Annotated in this window: 24 protein-coding genes and 1 rRNA gene; 13 read left to right on the top strand and 12 right to left on the bottom strand. The window is 29.5% G+C overall.

The window, feature by feature from the left end:
* A complete protein-coding gene (locus NJU99_RS09080) occupies positions 1-1,086 on the top strand; it encodes a site-specific integrase (RefSeq protein WP_254575601.1) in 1,086 nt (361 codons plus the stop codon).
* On the opposite strand, the gene NJU99_RS09075 is transcribed toward NJU99_RS09080, so the two are convergent.
* The 9 genes from NJU99_RS09075 to NJU99_RS09035 form a co-directional block, all read right to left on the bottom strand.
* Positions 1,073-1,342, bottom strand: a complete 270-nt coding sequence (locus NJU99_RS09075; protein ID WP_254575600.1) for a helix-turn-helix domain-containing protein — start codon at positions 1,340-1,342, stop codon at positions 1,073-1,075. The two genes, NJU99_RS09080 and NJU99_RS09075, sit on opposite strands and share 14 nt — an antisense overlap.
* Before the next feature lie 3 nt (positions 1,343-1,345).
* A complete protein-coding gene (locus tag NJU99_RS09070) occupies positions 1,346-1,936 on the bottom strand; it encodes a hypothetical protein (RefSeq protein WP_254575599.1) in 591 nt (196 codons plus the stop codon).
* A 4-nt stretch (positions 1,937-1,940) separates the two neighbouring features.
* Positions 1,941-2,279 (bottom strand): hypothetical protein, encoded by a 339-nt coding sequence (locus tag NJU99_RS09065; protein WP_254575598.1) that lies wholly within the window; start codon positions 2,277-2,279, stop codon positions 1,941-1,943.
* Positions 2,263-3,003, bottom strand: a complete 741-nt coding sequence (locus NJU99_RS09060) for a DUF2786 domain-containing protein (protein WP_254575597.1) — start codon at positions 3,001-3,003, stop codon at positions 2,263-2,265. Before NJU99_RS09060 ends, NJU99_RS09065 begins: the two co-directional genes overlap by 17 nt.
* Positions 3,000-3,389 (bottom strand): hypothetical protein, encoded by a 390-nt coding sequence (locus NJU99_RS09055; RefSeq protein WP_254575596.1) that lies wholly within the window; start codon positions 3,387-3,389, stop codon positions 3,000-3,002. Before NJU99_RS09055 ends, NJU99_RS09060 begins: the two co-directional genes overlap by 4 nt.
* Before the next feature lie 138 nt (positions 3,390-3,527).
* Positions 3,528-3,755, bottom strand: coding sequence for a hypothetical protein (locus NJU99_RS09050; RefSeq protein WP_254575595.1), 228 nt, complete (start codon positions 3,753-3,755; stop codon positions 3,528-3,530).
* Positions 3,752-4,330, bottom strand: coding sequence for a hypothetical protein (locus NJU99_RS09045; RefSeq protein ID WP_254575594.1), 579 nt, complete (start codon positions 4,328-4,330; stop codon positions 3,752-3,754). The genes NJU99_RS09050 and NJU99_RS09045 overlap by 4 nt, the downstream gene beginning before the upstream one ends.
* On the bottom strand, positions 4,327-4,665 hold the full coding sequence (locus NJU99_RS09040) for a hypothetical protein (protein ID WP_254575593.1): 339 nt from the start codon (positions 4,663-4,665) through the stop codon (positions 4,327-4,329). The genes NJU99_RS09045 and NJU99_RS09040 overlap by 4 nt, the downstream gene beginning before the upstream one ends.
* Positions 4,662-5,075, bottom strand: a complete 414-nt coding sequence (locus tag NJU99_RS09035; RefSeq protein ID WP_254575592.1) for a hypothetical protein — start codon at positions 5,073-5,075, stop codon at positions 4,662-4,664. The genes NJU99_RS09040 and NJU99_RS09035 overlap by 4 nt, the downstream gene beginning before the upstream one ends.
* A gap of 1,350 nt (positions 5,076-6,425) precedes the next feature.
* On the opposite strand from NJU99_RS09035, the gene rrf reads away from it, so the two are divergent.
* Positions 6,426-6,541 (top strand): 5S ribosomal RNA (gene rrf, locus NJU99_RS09030).
* Between the two features lie 308 nt (positions 6,542-6,849).
* Here the strand turns inward: rrf and NJU99_RS09025 are convergent.
* The 3 genes from NJU99_RS09025 to NJU99_RS09015 form a co-directional block, all read right to left on the bottom strand.
* Complete coding sequence (locus tag NJU99_RS09025; RefSeq protein WP_254575591.1) at positions 6,850-7,278, bottom strand: hypothetical protein; 429 nt, start codon at positions 7,276-7,278, stop codon at positions 6,850-6,852.
* Between the two features lie 418 nt (positions 7,279-7,696).
* Positions 7,697-8,755, bottom strand: a complete 1,059-nt coding sequence (locus NJU99_RS09020; RefSeq protein ID WP_254575590.1) for a type I restriction endonuclease — start codon at positions 8,753-8,755, stop codon at positions 7,697-7,699.
* A gap of 185 nt (positions 8,756-8,940) precedes the next feature.
* Positions 8,941-9,675: a S24 family peptidase gene (locus tag NJU99_RS09015; RefSeq protein WP_254575589.1), complete on the bottom strand. Its 735-nt coding sequence runs from the start codon at positions 9,673-9,675 to the stop codon at positions 8,941-8,943.
* A 115-nt stretch (positions 9,676-9,790) separates the two neighbouring features.
* Here NJU99_RS09015 and NJU99_RS09010 point away from each other — a divergent pair, with 115 nt between their 5' ends.
* The 11 genes from NJU99_RS09010 to NJU99_RS08960 all read left to right on the top strand — a co-directional run bounded on the left by NJU99_RS09010 (position 9,791) and on the right by NJU99_RS08960 (position 18,138).
* Positions 9,791-9,979: a hypothetical protein gene (locus NJU99_RS09010; protein ID WP_254575588.1), complete on the top strand. Its 189-nt coding sequence runs from the start codon at positions 9,791-9,793 to the stop codon at positions 9,977-9,979.
* A gap of 20 nt (positions 9,980-9,999) precedes the next feature.
* The gene (locus tag NJU99_RS09005) at positions 10,000-10,470 is read left to right on the top strand and encodes a hypothetical protein (protein ID WP_254575587.1); all 471 of its coding nucleotides are present in this window, start codon (positions 10,000-10,002) and stop codon (positions 10,468-10,470) included.
* A gap of 5 nt (positions 10,471-10,475) precedes the next feature.
* Positions 10,476-10,712 (top strand): helix-turn-helix domain-containing protein, encoded by a 237-nt coding sequence (locus NJU99_RS09000; protein ID WP_254575586.1) that lies wholly within the window; start codon positions 10,476-10,478, stop codon positions 10,710-10,712.
* Positions 10,713-12,119, top strand: coding sequence for a DnaB-like helicase C-terminal domain-containing protein (locus NJU99_RS08995; protein ID WP_254575585.1), 1,407 nt, complete (start codon positions 10,713-10,715; stop codon positions 12,117-12,119).
* 31 nt (positions 12,120-12,150) lie between these two features.
* Positions 12,151-13,026: a hypothetical protein gene (locus NJU99_RS08990; RefSeq protein ID WP_254575584.1), complete on the top strand. Its 876-nt coding sequence runs from the start codon at positions 12,151-12,153 to the stop codon at positions 13,024-13,026.
* Positions 13,026-13,403 (top strand): hypothetical protein, encoded by a 378-nt coding sequence (locus tag NJU99_RS08985; RefSeq protein ID WP_254575583.1) that lies wholly within the window; start codon positions 13,026-13,028, stop codon positions 13,401-13,403. The genes NJU99_RS08990 and NJU99_RS08985 overlap by 1 nt, the downstream gene beginning before the upstream one ends.
* Positions 13,400-13,735: an HNH endonuclease gene (locus NJU99_RS08980; protein ID WP_254575582.1), complete on the top strand. Its 336-nt coding sequence runs from the start codon at positions 13,400-13,402 to the stop codon at positions 13,733-13,735. The genes NJU99_RS08985 and NJU99_RS08980 overlap by 4 nt, the downstream gene beginning before the upstream one ends.
* Before the next feature lie 103 nt (positions 13,736-13,838).
* On the top strand, positions 13,839-14,438 hold the full coding sequence (locus NJU99_RS08975; protein WP_254575581.1) for a P27 family phage terminase small subunit: 600 nt from the start codon (positions 13,839-13,841) through the stop codon (positions 14,436-14,438).
* The gene (locus tag NJU99_RS08970) at positions 14,425-16,065 is read left to right on the top strand and encodes a terminase large subunit (RefSeq protein ID WP_254575580.1); all 1,641 of its coding nucleotides are present in this window, start codon (positions 14,425-14,427) and stop codon (positions 16,063-16,065) included. The genes NJU99_RS08975 and NJU99_RS08970 overlap by 14 nt, the downstream gene beginning before the upstream one ends.
* Before the next feature lie 254 nt (positions 16,066-16,319).
* A complete protein-coding gene (locus NJU99_RS08965) occupies positions 16,320-17,522 on the top strand; it encodes a phage portal protein (protein WP_254575579.1) in 1,203 nt (400 codons plus the stop codon).
* Entirely contained in the window at positions 17,512-18,138 is a 627-nt protein-coding gene (locus tag NJU99_RS08960) for a peptidase (RefSeq protein WP_254575578.1), read from the top strand. The genes NJU99_RS08965 and NJU99_RS08960 overlap by 11 nt, the downstream gene beginning before the upstream one ends.
* The last annotated feature ends 2 nt before the right edge of the window (positions 18,139-18,140 follow it).

The raw sequence follows: 18,140 nt of genomic DNA, 5'->3' as shown, positions 1-18,140 counted from the left end.
ATGGCTTTAACTAAGACAAAATATGATGGTTTATATTATAGAATAGATAAAAATGGTAAAAAAGTTTATGTTGCAAGAATATATAAAAATGGTAGAGATACAACTAAAACATTAGGAAAAGAACCAAATTTAAATTTAAAGACAGCAAATAAATTAAGACTTGATATTTTAGAAGAGTTAGAAAGTGGCCATTCTTTGAAAAATATCAAAAAAAATTTAAATGATCTATTTAAAGAATATTTAGAATTAAGAAAAAATACTGTTACTGATACATATTTATATGCAAGTGAAAAGAATTATCATAAGTATTTAAAAGATGTAATAGGAAGTAAACAACCAAAAGATATTACAACTGCCATGTGCCAAAAGATTATAAATGATATTTTAGATTCAGGAAGAGCTCCTCAAACTGCAAAATCTATAAAAGAGATAATTGTAGCTATTTATAAATTTCTTCCTGAACTGGGCATAAAGAATATAGAAAATATTGGAAGAGCAATAAAAATTCCTAAATTTGATAATACAAGAGTTATTGAATTAACAGAAGATGAAAATAAAAAGCTGTTTGAAGCAATTTTTAAATATAAAGATATAAAAATCAGAACAATATTTATTTGGTTGTTGCATGGTAGAAGAAAAGGTGAGGTTTTAAACATAAGATGGGAAGATATTGATTTTCATAACAATATATATACTATTGATAGTAAAATCTCTAAAATTAATAAAACATTTCAATATAGTTTAACTGATACATTAATAGAAGCTTTAAAAGAGTATGGAATAAAAGAAAGTGGTCTTGTATTTGAATCAAGTGTTAAACCTGGGCAAACAATAGGTAAATGTGGTATGGATTATCATTGGAATAAAATCAGGATTGCTACAGGTCTTGCAAATCTTAATATGCATGATTTAAGACATGTAGTAGGGGGATATGGAGTAAATAATGGATTTACTTTAGAAGTTGTAGGAAAGACTCTTGGTCATACGACTGCAAATATGACTCAAAGATATTCAAAAGTTCATAGAGATAGTGTGAAAAATGTTGTAGATAGTTTATTTGAGGCATATAAGCCTAGTGACTCATAGCCTCAATTTTGTTTTCTTCAATTAGTTCAATAATACTATCATGTTTATAGATACATGTATTACCAACTTTACTAAATACAACTTTCCTAGTTTGTCTTAATTCTGTGAGTGTTCTATCTTTGATACCATATAAAGATAAACACTCTTCTTTTGTTAGCCATTCTTTTTGAGTAGAATTATTTACTTCTTTTAACATTTTAACTATAGTTCTTTGGAACTTATCAAAATCTTCTTTTGTTGCGATTGCTGCACTCATGATTTAATCCCTCAATCTTTCTAAATTCATATTTTCATCTGTTAAAACTCTAACAAACCTATCATCTAATTTATAGCTACCACTTACCCCCTCAAGGAATATAGTCATGTACGAATCATAAGCTGTTGCTTTGCTTCTAGTTTGTGTAACTACTACGCTATCTTTGCCATCACCTTGAAACAAAACATCTGTACCAACTGGATATTTAGCGTTAAATTTATCTGCTTTTTTCAGAGTTTCTTTTTTAATCAACTCATGCTCTTCTTCATATGTTAGAGTTCTTTTCTGATTAGAGTCTTTACATAAAGAAGCTTTTGGTTTGTCATATGCTCTAAAAACTCTAAACTGTTCACCAATGCTTTCACAAGCTTCACCATCATAGTAAAACATTTTAAAAGCTTTATATATTGCTTTTGAAGCTGTAGGAGCTTCAATAAAAAGATTCTCTATAACATTAAAACTAACTTCATATAACTTGCTTGGCTTATCATCTGCAATAAGTCTAAGACATTTTTTACAAGTAACTTCATTGTTGTTTTCAGTTTCTAATCTGTGACAAGTGCCACAATCTAAACCTTTTTTATGAGTTTTCATTTTGTTATACCTCTTCTAGTATTATCTTGTACTTACAAAGTCTTTTTAGAACACCATTTTTGACTGCTATATCTATTTTGCTTGCCCCAAATTCATTTGAATCAATATTCTCACTTAATAGAACTTTATGCTTCTCCATTCTTCTAATTTCATTTTTTAAAGAATTGTTTTCAAGTAATAGTTTTAAATATTGTTTTTCTCTTGCAGGAATGTTGCTTTCATCTTTTCTCCAATTTTCTATACATTTATTAGTTTTATTTAAAATTAAAGCAAGTTCTTTAATATCAATTCCAAGTTCATTACATACTTTAAATATAAATGTGTCCTTATATATGTCTTTCATTTTTAACCCCAATTTGTCTAACTTCATCTTGCTTTGAAACTGCTTGATTAAGTTCAATTTTTTCACCATCATTCATTCCATCTTTAATGCCTCTTTTTTCGTATTGAGCTTTTGAAGTATGCGTTTTAGGCTTATTATCAAGTAGTTCTTCAAGAAATGCTTTTGCATCTTTAAGTTTAGTTTCTAAATCAACACAAACTAAATCAGTTCCTTTTGCTTGTTCGTTAAAAAAGACTTTGTGTTGTTCCATAAGCCTAGCAAAGACACTTTCAACAATTCCTTTTTTATAAGACTTCATCAAAATTCTTAAATATTTAGTTGTGTAAACTTCCTGAATTTCTTTTTTATAAACAGCTGATTTCTTATCAATTTCTCTCAATAAAAAACTAATTAAATATTGAGCATTTTCAACATCCCTTTCTCTTCCTGTAATTCTTCCTCTTTGAACATAATCAGAGTTCATATAATTTCTTTTCCAAGTGAATTTACAACCTGAAACAGTTGTCATTAAATCATAAAGAGTTACCACCCAATCGGGTAGTCTTTTATAATTCATATCAAATTCTTTACTTACAAAGTTTTGACGATAAACTTCATCTTTTGTTATATTATGTTCATTCATAAGTTTTAAAGCTCTTTCAAGTGCAAGTTTTGCTTCATGCTCATTGTCACTCATTGAAAGATTTAAGAGTTTTTCTATTTTATCTTTGATTTTTTCGCTCATCTTACTCTCCCCACTTTATAATTTTCTATTCTCTTTTGAATAGAAAACAATCGTTCTTTTCTATTGCTATTCTTAATGAGTGCGTTATATAAAATATAGTCTTGAGCAATATTTCCAATAACTCTAAATGAATTATCAATAGCAAGTCTACTAATAAAAAAACCATTGTATTTTTTATTTCCACTTCGAACTAGTTTCATTGTAAAAGGTGCTACCTCAAATAAGTATGATGTCATGCTTCTTACAACTAAATATATACCTTCCGAAGAATATCCCTCATTTTTTACTAAAAAATCACCTTCATAAACCTCTTTTTCAAGTGAATCAAAAAATCCAGTTGGCTGACAATTATTATGAACTTCCATGATTACTATACCTCTTTCCATTCATCACACTTATGAACAGGTGTATTCATTTGACCATAATTAGCCCAGTCACATATTCTTTTATTTATGCAGCTGCTGCACAAATGTTTCTTTTTTTTGAATACATTTGAAAAGTTGCCTTTTGTTAGTCTAAGTACTTCATTTAACATGATTTCCCTTTTCAAATAATTTTGCTTCATAATGATCTATTAATCTATCCAATCTATTAAAACTTGAATTTGTTATAAAACCTTGCACCAGCAAGCAACTAATTAAACCTTTATAGAAACCTTGCGCGTATTTATTGTTTACTAGAAGCTCTCTTTTTATATGAGCTTTCAATATCTTACTTGGACTCATATTTGTTGCAAACTCTAAAGTACTCATAATTTACCTTTCTTTATTAGTTCTTCCCAAACTTTTGCAAGCTTGTTGTTATAGTGTTGGATTCTTTCCTGGTATGGATAGTCAGGAAGTTTTGAAGTTAATCCAACACAGACTTTTTCAAATTCCACAGTAAAATCAAGATTCATTCTTCTCTCAATTATGATTTCACCTTTATACTTTCTATGTTCAAAGGTGTAGCCTTTGGAAGACCATCTAGGCTTACAAGGATTCAAACAATCTTTTATATGAGTTCTTAACAATCCTAGTTCATTTGCAGCATGAGCAATACTTCTGTATGTTCCTACAAATGCTTTACTTTCAACTTTAAATACATTTATTGGTTTAGCATGAGGTTGAGCTTTATGCTTATCTTTTTCAGACTCAGGCATTTTGTAGCCTTTTTTGCCTTTTCTTTTTATGCCATTTTTCTTTTTAGTTAGATTGTATTTAGAAATCAAAGCTTGAACATAAGAGGTTTTTACTTTTCTCATAGCTGCCATTTCCTCAGCTGTTTTTTCTTCTTCCCAATACTTCTTTTTAATCCAGTTCTTACTTATGGTTGGGTTTGCACTCATTTCCAAACTCCATTTTTAAATATATAATCTCTTACAGTTCCTCTTGAATATGAGGTGCAAATTCTTTTTTCATCTATCTTTTTAAATTCATTGCACCAAACTTCACTAAAAAGGTCATTGCATTCACCAACTTTGAACTGCATATATCCATCATGAATACCAAGAAATTCAACCTCTTCATCAAAGAAGTTATTTAAAGATGTTTTTTGTCCTGGTATAAGTTGCATATCATTTAATGTTATAGACTCTTTTTTTATTTCATCTATATTGAAAGTATTAAATATTTTTAGATAACCATGTGTTGGGTCGATTAGTTTTATTGGGTTTTGACTCATGTTTTTACCTTTTCATCATTTATCATTTTATTTATAGTTGGAATACAATCTTGGTATTTAAACTTTTTACCATTAACTTCACAAATATCTTCAGTATTCATATATACTGGTTTTTCTTCTTCAAAGAGTACATCTGCAGAACTAATTCCTAAATACTTTATAACTCCTGTTTTGTTGTGATATGACTTTCCCCAGTAATATGAGTCTTTAAATCTAGACATATCAACTTTTACTTTATCCCCAACTTTTAGCAATGAATGAAAATAGTTACTAGCTACAAAATCTACAGATTGAACACTTGCCCACTGAGCTAAACTATCCCAAGGCTCGAACCACTTATTTTCTTTTTGAAAAGAAGCTTTGGTTTCAATCATAGGAATAGTATCCGTATCAAATAATGAAGCTTGCATAGCAATCCTTTCTGAATACTTTTATTTACTCAAATTCAAAACTATGTCTCCAACATTGATGTTGGGGACATAAATGTCCTACACATAATCTTGAATTTAAATAAAAGAGCAAGAGCTGGCGACTCTTACTCTCGCAATCTATAAAAGAGCATTCAAAAAAATCCCTTTTATAGACAAAAAATAAGTAGTAACTAACAAATCATACTTTGGCTAAGTATGGGTTAAATCTCTGAATTGAGAAAAACAGACTCGACATAAATTAAATGTGAAAAATTAATAAAATTTGATTAACCCCAAAAGGGCAACATTTTTCTTTACACTGTTAAGGATTTAACCCAAAAGGGCAACTATTTCGTTTTACTTTATAAAGAGCATATTATGCTACGGTGCAAAGCTAAAAGCTAAACACCTTCACAAGGACACTAGCTGATATAGTGTCCTCTAAAAAGTGTTTGATTGGCACACAAAATCAAACTTGATTTTAATCTAATCATTTCAAGAAAAAAGTTCTTTGTCTTATTAAGGGGTAATAAGCAAACAACGAATATATACCATTCGGTGCTAGGCAAAGGAAACAAGCCTAACACCTAAAAGAGGGGATATAAGATAATCCCTCAATTAGATGTTAAAAGACAAAATCCCCAAATCTATAAGTCAAGCTATCAAGCCACTCTATAAACTCATCTACACTTTGTTTTACTTTATTCATTTAAACCTCTTTTTGTTTTTGTTTCTTATGTTCCATTCTTTTTTAAGCAGCAATCCACAAACAATAACTGCAGGGATTGCATAAATCAAAATATTTAAGTTATTCATTTATCTCCTTATTTGATACTCACATCAAAGAGCAATTAACACCAAGTTCCAATAGATCATGACATTTGTCTATTGCAAAACTTTTTCACATACAAAATAATAAATATAAGTACTTCCTCCTCTAAAGGTTGGTTGATATATTAGTTATTGCTCTTTGGTGTAAGTATTTGCAATTTGTACTTGTTTGAACTATATTGAACGATTACATACGGTTACAAACAGTTACAAACAGTTACAAAACAGCGAAATAGTATAATTTTATTATAGTAATATAATAAAACTATTGACAAAGGATAGTTTCTTTGATACAGTACAGATACAAAAAAGAGATATATCGTTTATTCATAGAGATAACTTTACAAGTTGTTTTGTTGAATTAACTGTTTATCTGTTAGTTCATAATTATCCTTTGGGTTTGTGGTGAACCCTTTTTATGGATATTTTATTTTGAACTAAAAAATTGTTAATCGTCAGTATAAGAAAAGAGCAAAGAAACTCAAGTATTAAAATACTTGAGTTTTTTTTTGCTTAAAATATGGTGCTTATAGAGAAGTGGAAATACCTAGAACCATTCCGAACCTAGAAGTCAAGCACTTCATCGCTGATAATACTGCATCTTTCAGATGTGGAAATGTAGGTCAGTGCCATATGCTCTTTTTTATACTGGTTCCCTTTAGGGTTTAATCTATTTAATCATCTAGAAGGATTTACAATGATTAACGTTTTTTTAGGGATAAATTTTAATATCCCAACTTTAATAATCGCTGCGGCATATACAACTCTTGGAGCTGTTTATTTCTACAAGGCGGTTAGTGGTCACTAGTGATGACTAGGCAAGAACTAACACCACAAGTTCTTGCCACCCTTTCAGATAATATAATCCAATCTTAAATTTTATACTCACTATCAAATCATCTAATCATTTCAAACTAAATGACTTGAATATAAGTATTTAAACTTAGAATACCTCACATAAATCTTTATCAATAAATAAATTTGTATTTTTTATACCATTATCAAAAGATATATTAAAATCATAAGCAACACCTTTATTAAATATTGCCTTTGTTTCAGACTCTCTACAAATGCTTTTTATAAAGTCTTCTCTAAATGTAGCTATATTATCAAGCTTATTAGCATTATATATAGAAATCTTTGATTTAACTATATGTCTATCTGCTTTTACTGAATCATATTTAATAAAGACAGAATGGAATTTCTCTATATTTTTACTTGTTAAGTCTTTATTGTAATTAGATTCAATTTTACTTGCAATTTCAAAAGCATTATATTTATCAATTTTATTTTGATAATAGCCTGTTGTACATGCTCCAATTATGAACGGTAAAGAAAAAATTAAAATAAAATTATAGTTTTTTTTATTCATGAATAAGACCTTTTTTTTAATATAATATTGTATCAAATTATAGTCTTATATATAGTTACACAGTTTTTCTTTTCTTGGTACCGTGCACATACCTCAATAAACTCAAATCAATCTTTAACCACCAGGGCGATTGATACCTTTATATATTCTACTTCTTGTATATATACATATAAGAATGCTTTGATTTTCATCCTTATATTTCAAGGGTTTAACAATATGTTTTAAAAGAACTTAATAGCTGTTTTTGATAAGCTATGTTGAAATGGTATTATTAATCCTCTTAAAATAAACTTAATAAAGGTATAAATAATCCTTTTATTGAAAAAAATGAAAGTATTTTTAATCTGTTTTAATTTTTGAAAATAAAAAAAAGGCTAAGTGAAAACACTTAGCCTTTTTTCTGCAGGAGGTATTGTTATTATGAGTCTAGTCTTTGAATTACTTTTTGAAGCTGTTCTTTATAGTTATAAATGTCTTCAATTTTGTCTAATGCTATTTTCTCTTCTTTTTTATCTTCAATATGTATAGATAAATATTTTTGTTTTGTATTAAAAAGAAGTCTACAAATCCATTTTCTATTATTATTATCCAAAAGTACTCCAAAGTAACTTTTTGTATCTCTTGCATGTATTCTATCTAAGTTTATATTTTCTGCTAATATTGATTTCACAATAAAGAAGCCTTGTAGCTCTTCTTCTGTTGTAACAATTCCATCATCAGGAGTATCCTCAACTTCTTTTTCATCATCGCTTGAGATTTCAACACTAAGTTTTGATTTTAAAGAATTAATCTTTTCTTGAGCCATATCTGAAACTATTTCAGAAAATGCAATTTTAGAATATCCTTTGAATTCATCAATAACATTTTGTCTTAAAACCTTATCAGATAATTTCGAAGCAAAAAATCTTGCAAAATCATCAGAAGGGTTTTTAACTTCTTCTTTAAAAATACTTTTGATACCAGATATATATTTTTTATTCCCTGCACTTTTAACAATGTTTTCAATATTAAAGTTTTCACTTTTAAATTTAGAAATTTCTTTAATATCTCTATCTTTAAGTTCTAGAAGATTGAAACTAAAGAAAGGTACTTCATCCATTCTATTTGGTTTCTCTAAATCTGTAAAAATTTTATATTCAATACCATTTGTTAAGATTGCAAATTTACTTTCTGTAACTGTAAAATATCTTTCTAGTTGTGTTGCATGATGATTAAGGTTTTCTGTATGACATTTTGCTTCAATTAAAATCAAAGGATCATCATCATGCATAATAGCATAGTCAACTTTTTCATTCTTTTTTTTACTTATATCTGCTGTAAATTCAGGAATAACTACATTCGGATTAAATATGTCATATCCTAAAGTACTTATAAAAGGCATAATAAAAGAGTGTTTTGTAGCCTCTTCTGTATTTACACTGTCTTTTAAAGATTTAATTCTTTCCGATAAGTTTTTTAATTGTTCTTTTAGTTCCATAAACATCCTTTTTATTAATACATTTTTTTATACGAGTGCGTTTGTCTAAAGTTTTAAATTTGATATTTAAATTAGTCCCATTATAGGTTATTGAAGTGTTTGAAGTATTCATTTAACCACCTTTGATATAATGGTATTTATTATACCAAAGGATGATTAATTGTTATTTAAAAACAAAAGAATAATTAAATAAAATTAAAATGTGCTACTACTCTTCCAATTATTTTAAAATCATTTGCATCTTCTTCTAAAATAATATTAATTTTTTCATAGTCTTTATTATCACTAATTAAAGTGATCTCATTTGTTTTAGGGTTGTGCTGAATCCTTTTAACCTGAGGTGCTCCATAGTAAATTACTGTATAAACTGCACCATTAACAATTGCAGATTCTTTTTCAATAGGATTCACAACAAGTTGAGAGCCCTCTTTAATTGTAGGTTCCATGCTATTACCAATAGTATTAACTATATGAAGGTTATCAAAGTTTATTTTGCCTAGCTGCTCCTCTAGGAATGATCTATCAAAAGAAATAGGTTTTGTATTTACAGTTTCATTAACAATCTCGTTCGAACCTGCACAAACATAATTATCTTTGTAGTAAGTTAAGTTAATAACATTTTCACTATTTGAAACTTCATATTTATTTGGATTCTTTTTTATTTGTTCTTTAGTGATTTCTTCTCTAACTTCTTCTGCATTTGTATATAAGTCTGTAACTTGTAAATCTAATGATTTTGCAACAATTGGTAAGTCTCTAGCTGTGGGAACATTTGTGTTTGTTAATTGACCCCATTTTGTAACTGCGTCTTTCTTTTTCTCTAAACCAAATCTATTTGTCAGAATATATGCATAGTTTTCATAACTGTCATATTTACTTAGTACTAAATTTTTATATTTTTTCTTATCAAATTCAATCATAATATACCTTTTAACTTATGGTATAAATAATACCATTAATAGGAGGATTTTAAATACCTCGCTTAAGACTTAATTAAGAGGACTTTTTATACCATTATGCATGAAAAGAGCAGAATTGGAAAAAAAATTACTTAAACTCGGTTATAAAAAAGACTCTGTTGACAAAATTTTTCAAGGAAAGTTTTGTCCTCCTGCCAAAAAACTATTTATTTTGGAGGATGAATATGGAATCCCTATCCATGCATGGAGAGATATAAAGTCTTTTATTAAAAACAGTTTAACAGATGAACAAAAACAAATTTAGGTTTATTAGGAGTAAATAAAGTGAAACATAATAACCAAATCAAAGAAAACAAAGATTTTCATGCAAAACTAAAATCAAGTGTTATTGCATATGCAAATGACAAAGGTGTTACTTGGAGCTGCTACTTTGGAGATTTACTTTTTCCAAATAGTCCTACAGGAGCAGAACAAGTAAACAAAGCTTTCAACACTACAAATCTTACATCATGGCAAGTAGCACTTATCCTTCAAGAGATAGGTGAGTATGCATATCCTATCATCACTACTCAAAAAGTAGAGAAGTATGATTCTGAATCTGAATTTAAAAATGCAGTTTTAGAAACAATGGGTGAGCTTGGCAGTCTTACAGAAAAAGCTACAAAGATACTTGATGATGAAGATACAAGCTTAGATACATATGAAGCAAAAAAACTAGCAAGATGTACTCAAAAGTTACTTGTACAAACTTTGAAACTACATCTTAAAACAGAAAAAGCAAAAGATTGGGAGTAATCATCATGAGTAAAAACCCTAAAAAACAAAGACAAATTAAAAATACAAGTCAATCTGCAAAGATTTTAGAGTATATGAAAAATGGAAATAAAATCACTGCAAAAGATGCCTATGAGCTTTTTGGTTGCATGACATTAGCTCAAAGAGTTGCAGACTTAAAAGAAGCAGGACATGAAATAAAATCAAAACAACTTCATGTAAGTAAGCAAACAACTATTTCACAATACTACATGGATATATAGATGATAGATACACAACTATTGGTAAACATGGAAAGAACTCTTTTGAGCTCTATTCTATTTGACAATTCTATTTTTGAAGAACTACAAATAAAAGCTGATGATTTTTATCATCTTGGACATCAAAAATGTTTTTCATTTATGCAAGAGCTGCACTATGAACAACTACCAATAGATGAGTCTTTCTTAGAGAAAAAGTATAAAGCAAATAAGCTTGATGAAACAATACTTGTTGAGATATTATCCTCTACACCTATTTCAAATATCATAGCTTATCAAGATGAGATAAAAGAAAATAGTAAAAAAAGAAAACTTTTAAAAATTGCTCCATTAGTTCAAAAGCTATCAAGCGATACAGAAGTTACTGCAGCAGATGGGCTTGATACAGTTCAAAAAGAACTAAATGCAATAGACAATGAGCTTGATAGAGTAAGAACTACAGCTGATATTGTAAAAGATTTTGAAATAAAAATGAAACTTGCACAAGAACAAAATGGACCAATAGGTTTAAAAACATCTATTAGTTACCTAAACAATCTAATAGGAGCATTTGAACCAGGTAAAACAACTGTAATTGGTGCTAGGCCGTCGATGGGTAAAACGAGTTTAATGTGTAACTTTGTAAATGATTTCTTAGATATATCAATAAACAAAGATGGTGCAGTTCTAGTAGATAGTTTAGAAATGCAAGCAGAGGATATACTTAAAAGACTTATAGCTTGTAAAAATCATGAGAGTTTATCAGATTTAAAAAGAGGTGTTGTAAAAAACTTAGTTAAATATCAAAACTCTTTAAGATTCTATGCAGCAAATAAAAACTTTATACTACATGATATAAAAGGTCTTACATTTAAGCAGTTAGCTGCAAAAGCTAGGAAAGTGTTTAGAACTGCACAAAAAGAGGACAGACCTATCAAAGCATGGCTTATAGATCATGTTGGAAAAGTAAAGATACTTACACCAAATCCATTTCAAAAAAGAAATGAGATAGCAGAAGGTACGCAGCTTTTACAAAATATATGTGATGAGTTTGGAGTACATCTATTTATATTAACTCAGTTAAATAGAGAAATCACAAATAGAAAACAAAACAGACCTCAGTTATCGGACATCAAAGAGACTGGAACATTAGAAGAAGATGCAGATATTGTTATCTTTCCTCATAGAGAGTCTTACTATAAAAGAAGTGATAGAAATCAAAAGGAAGAAGATGTAAACCCTGCAGAGCTTATTATACCTAAGAACAGAGACGGACAAAGTGGAACAGTAAATACTTACTTCAATGGTCCTTATAATCTTTTTGGGAATAAGGATATACCTGTAGAAGTAGTTTTTGAAAATAGTGCAGAAAATAGCCAAGCAAAGACATATCAAGATGAGGAACAAATAGAAGTTCCTAACATTTTTTAAATAAGAATATACCAGTTTAAGAGGATAAATCATGGCAAGACAAGAAGAAGCCCAAGTTAAAACTAGAAAACATTATGTTACTATTCCATCTAATTATATAGAGGACTTACAACAGACAGGCAAAAGAGATAAAGCTCGTGCATTTATGGAGTATTACTTTGATATGCACAATGAGACTGTTAACTCTGTTCGATTCTATGGTAAGAGTTGGGGAAAATCTGTAGGAACAGTAAATAGCTGGATTAAAGATTTTAAGCATGAAATAGATAGATATTTTAGTTATTGGATGATTCAAAACGATTCACACCATACCTCTGTTGCAAATACAACTGAACAAAAACTGAACACTACTAAAAACACAACTGAACAGTTAAATACCAATAAAACACCGACAGTATCGGAACTTTCAAAAACACAACTGAACACTACTAAAAACACAACTGAACAAAAACTGAACAAAGATTCTAATAAGAATCTTATTAATATAAATGTCGAAAATGATTCGACAAATGCTTCTTCTAAATCAAAAACAATCTATCCTAAAAATTTTAGTATTCTTTGGAATTTGTATGATGTTAAACAATCAAATAAAAAAAGAGCTTTAACTATTTTTCAAAAAAGATGGAAACATACAGACTTAGAACTTTTAGAAATTGCTATTAAAAAAGCAAAAGAAGAAATGACACCAGGATATGAAAAACACTTTGATGGTTTTTTAAATGGTGTGATAGATAGTTACTTACCTCAAAGAGCATGGTTCAAAGATGCTAAAGGTATTACCCATCAAGGTTTATATCACGAAAGTGAAAACAAGTTTGTAAGCGATAAAGGTCAAGAAGTTCCACTAAATGCAGAGCTTGTATCTAAGCTTATGAAAAATGATTACTTTGGAATCAAGGAGGATTAATGTCTAAAGTTCCTGATAACTTACTTGACTATATGCAGCAAGTAGAAAAGAAACATAAGATCTCAAAAGAAGTTTTGAATGATATATTTACTAACTTTCCAATTCCTAAGAACTGGGATGATTATCAGCTTGCATTCTATGTTGAGAAGAAGCTCGAACTAAACAAAGGTTATTTCTCAATTGCACTTAGAAAAGGTTATGAGATAAAAGCAAGTATTCAAAATATGCATGGCCATATCTATGTGAAATTAGATGATGAGATTATTAAGCTGCTTAAAGATGGATTTGTTGGTGCAAAGATTAAGCCTGGTGAAGTAGATGAGTATGATCATGTAATCAAGCTTACTAAAAATACTATTTTAGGATTTTATAAATGAAAAAGAAAATATGTCCAATTCATGGGTTTTGGAATCAAACTCATGCAAAGCAAAGATGTCCTAAATGTACAAAGGATAGAAACAAAACTTATGATAGAACTAGAAGAAATAAAGAGCTTGATAAGTTTTATCATAGCAAAGAATGGAAAAACACAAGAGCTTTAGTTCTTAGTGAAAATCCATTTTGTGTAGAGTGTGGTCATCCTGCACAAATGGTTGACCATAAAAAAGCAATCAAAGATGGTGGTGCAAAATTAGATTTAAATAATTTACAGCCAATGTGTAACAGCTGCCATAATAAAAAAGAAATTGAAGAAGGTAACAGATGGTAAAAATCATAAGGGGAGGGGTAGTTCAAATCCTACAGAGTAAAAGCCTAAACACCGAACCCCCTCTTGAATTTTTACAAACTCTATTTTCGAGGGGTGGGGTATAATGGAAAACTATGAATTAGCAAAAGATAAAGTCGAAAATACAAAGCAGTCATATCGTGCAATAGCTAAAGAACATGATGTAAGCCACACAAAATTGATTCAAATTGCAAAACAAGATGGTTGGAACATATCGCATAGGGTTTCCAAAAAGGTTTCCAAATCTTCCAATAATTCCACTAAAAAAAGAACTGAAAAGCCTGCACATGAGAAAGTTCTAGGCAAAATAGCAATTAGAAAGATGATTGAACTTAAAGATGAACTTGGGAACAAGTACAGCAATGTTGATGAACCACTAATTGTGATGTATGCTAAGAATTATGAAAGGTATTTGGAACTAGAACAAGAACTAAATACAAGAGGTATACTCTCTAAAAGTGTGAAAACAGGCACAGAGTATATGTCACCAAACTTTACTGCAATGCTTGCACTTCAAAAGAGTCTAGTGTCTATTGCTCAACAGCTTGGATTGTCAATAGCAGCAAGAAAGAAAATAGGATTAGATCTAGGAAAAGAGGATGAAGGCCAAACAACAATTTACGACATAATAGAAAGTGTTAATAAGTCAAGTGAAAATGAAGAGGACCAAGATGGCATTCTTTAAAGGTCAAGAAGTATACTGTTACTATGAAAAGACATTTGAAAGACACTACAGAGATTTAGAAGCAGTAAGAAATGCCGAAAAGCCAAATCTTAGATATAACAAAAAGCTAGGTAAGCTTTATGTAGAACTTATTCAAACCCTAAGACACTATAAAGGTAAATGGGCTAAACAACCATTGATTCTTGAAGATTGGCAAAAGAAAGTTATTGCTATTGCTTTTGGATGGGAACAAAAAAACAGTGATGGGAAATGGGTTAGAAGATTTAATACTATCTTTATTTTTATTCCTAGAAAAAATGGTAAAACACTTTTAGCCTCGGCTATCACGATAGTAGATAGTTTAGTTAGATTTGAAATAGGTGGCGAAGTTGTAATCTTTGCTACAAAAAAGAAACAAGCTAAATTAGCATGGCATGGTATAGAAAAGATGATTGCTGCACATCCTGATTTAAAAAAAGATTATCACTCATCATATGGAGTAGTTACATTAAAAAAAATAGATACTACTTTTGATACTCTTGGAAGAGATAGTGATACGGAAGATGGACTAAATGTATCAGTTGGTGTTGCAGATGAATATCATGCACACCCTGATGATTCACTATATGAAGTTGTAGAATCAAGTCAAGGTGCAAGAGAACAGCCATTGATGATGAGTATCACTACAAGTGGTAAAAAGATTACAAGTCCTGCAAAGCTGATGCATGACCATGCACAGAAAGTTTTAGAAGGTGTAATTGAAGATGATAACTTCTTTGCATTTGTTGCACAACCTGATAAAGATGATGATCCTTTTGATGAGCTTACATGGTTTAAAGCAAATCCTAACTATGGAATATCTGTAACAAAAGATTATATGGAAAGACAAGCTAAACAAGCAAAAGATAGACCTGAGAAGTTGCCTAACTTTAAAATAAAGAACTTGAATATATGGACTAACTCAGCTGATGCATTTATACCTTATGAAAAATGGCAAAACTTAATAACTGGGGAACTAGCAGAAGATATTGAAGAAAACTTTGTACAAGGTTTTGACCTTTCAATTACAGATGACTTTAGTGCTAATGCTAGAATTTATAAGATAGGTAGAATCTTCTATGCAAAGATGAATTACTACATTCCTGATGATAATATCGATGAAAGAGCAAGACAGCTAAATGTACCTCTTAGAAGTTGGGTAGACCAAGGTTATATAAATGCAACACCTGGTGATGTTATAGACTATGATTTTATTTATGAGGATATGAAGCCAAGTATTGATTATTGTGATGGTGTTATTTATGATGCCTTTCAAGCTAAACATCTAGTAAAAAGATTTACAGAAGATGGTTATGAAGAGTTATTGACTAATTTACCTCAAGGTTATCTATCTCTTACCTCTCCAACAAAGTTTTTTAAAGACCTGGTGAAGCTAAATTTATTTAGACATGATGGAAACCCAGTTACCACCTGGATGGTATTTAATCTAATAGTTCTAAATGGACCAGGGGGAAATATAAAGCCTGATAAAGAAGACCCTGACAATAAAATAGATGGAGCTGCTGCCATAATAAATGCACTATCTTACTTTGATGCAACAGATGAAACAAGTATTTATGAAAGTAGAGGTTTATTAACTTTAAACTGATAAATTTGAAAATTTCTTTAAAAAAAAAGCTAACGACCACAAAAGTGGTCGGCAATTTATTAAACTTTCTTCATGAAAAAAATAAAACTATCAATCGCATTACTATTCTTATTCGTTTTAATTTCGATTGTTTTTAGTATAGGAACGGCCTTGTTCTATGCTAAAACTTTTGTATATGTGCTTGGCTTAGGGCTTATAATGTCTTGTGTGATGGTAGTTTTATTTTTGATATTTGCTAATGAAGGAGTTGAAAAATGAGAAATTTTTTTAATTCTTTTATGGAAACTAGAAACAATACTGTTCTAACCTCTGACAAAGAAGGAATGAGTGAAATTTTTAGTAGTAATAAAACAGAATCGGGTGAGTCAATTACTAAACAAAATGCAATGCAAATATCTACAGTTTTTTCATGTATTAGAGTTCTATCTGAGGGAATAAGTTCTCTTCCTCTTCATCTTTATAAACAAGAGGGTGAAAATATAGAAAAAGCAAGAATACATCCTCTATACAATATTTTACAATCTGAACCAAATACTGAAAATACAGCTATCACTTTTTGGGAAATGTCAATTATGCATTTGTGCTTATATGGAAATTTCTATGCTCAAATCATAAGAAATAGATTAGGACACGTAACTAGATTAATTCCATTTATTCCAAATAATGTAACAAAATGGAGAGTTGAAGATGGTACGATTTTCTATACGTACCAAATCAATGGTAAAACAATACACTTTGAACAAAATGAAATATTTGAAGTTATGGGTATGTCTTTAGATGGATTTACAGGACTTTCTCCAATTTCTTATCAAGTTGAAACTTTAGGACTTGCAAAATCTAGTGAAAAACATGGTGCAAGATTTTTTAAAAATGATGCAACACCAAATTTTGCTTTAGAACACCCAGCAACACTTAAAAACGATGCATATGAACGACTCAAAAAAGACTGGATAATTTCACAAGGTGGCAAAAATAAACATGTTCCTGCAATTTTAGAAGGTGGAATGAAAATTGCAACAATGTCAGTTTCAAATAGAGATAGTCAATATTTAGAAACAAGACAATTTCAAAAGAGTGAAATTTGTGGAATTTTTAGAGTTCCTCCTCACTTGATTGCTGATTTATCAAAATCATCTTTTAATAATATTCAAGAACAATCTCAAGAGCTAGTTAAATATACATATCAACCTTACATTATAAGAATTGAACAATCAATAAATAAGCAATTATTAACTAAATCAGAAAAACAAAAATATTATGCAAAATTTAATGTTGAGGGGCTATTAAGAGGTGATGTTAAAACAAGATATGAAGCATACAATGTTGCAAGAAATGGAGGATGGATGAATGCTAATGAAATTAGAGCAAAAGAAGAAATGAATCCAATACCAGGGGGTGAAAAATACTTACAACCATTAAATATGACTACTACTGAAGGGAATAGTAATGAAGATTAATATTAGAGAGTTGCTTTGCGGACAAGTCTTTTACAGAAATGCATCTGTTATGCAAATTCCAAAATCAAATGAAGAATCAAGAGCAGATAACCAAGCTGAATTAAATGAAAATAATCACAGATTTGTATTAATTTCAGAAAACAATGCTTGTGAAAGATATGACTGGTGGGAAGGTGAAATATTTATTGAAGAATTGTCTTTAGATGGTGCTAAGTATGAAGCCTTAAAAACTTTTTTTACAGATCATAATCCTAGAGTAGACACTGCAATTGGTGCTATTGAGAATAAACAAAAAGTAGGTAAAGAACTTTTTGCAGATGTTAGATATTGCAGCGATGAATATTCTCAAAATGTGAAGCTTAAATATGATGAGGGAATCTTAACAGATGTTTCTATTGGATATAGAATTAATGAAATAGTAGAAACAAAATATAAAGATCAACCAAATCATATTTTAGTGACAGATTTTGACATTGTTGAATTGTCAGCTGTATGGAAAGGGGCAGATTCAGGAGCCTTTAAAATTGAAAAAAATAAACCTGAAAATATTGAAGATGAGAAAAGATTCTCACATGAGTTCTATAAAAGAAAATTAAATTTATTAAAAAGAGGTTAACA

The sequence above is a fragment of the Arcobacter roscoffensis genome (assembly GCF_024267655.1).
GTDB classification, from domain to species: domain Bacteria; phylum Campylobacterota; class Campylobacteria; order Campylobacterales; family Arcobacteraceae; genus Arcobacter_B; species Arcobacter_B roscoffensis.
The sequence above is the reverse complement of the archived record's forward strand: the minus strand, read 5'-3'. Positions and strand labels throughout refer to the sequence as shown.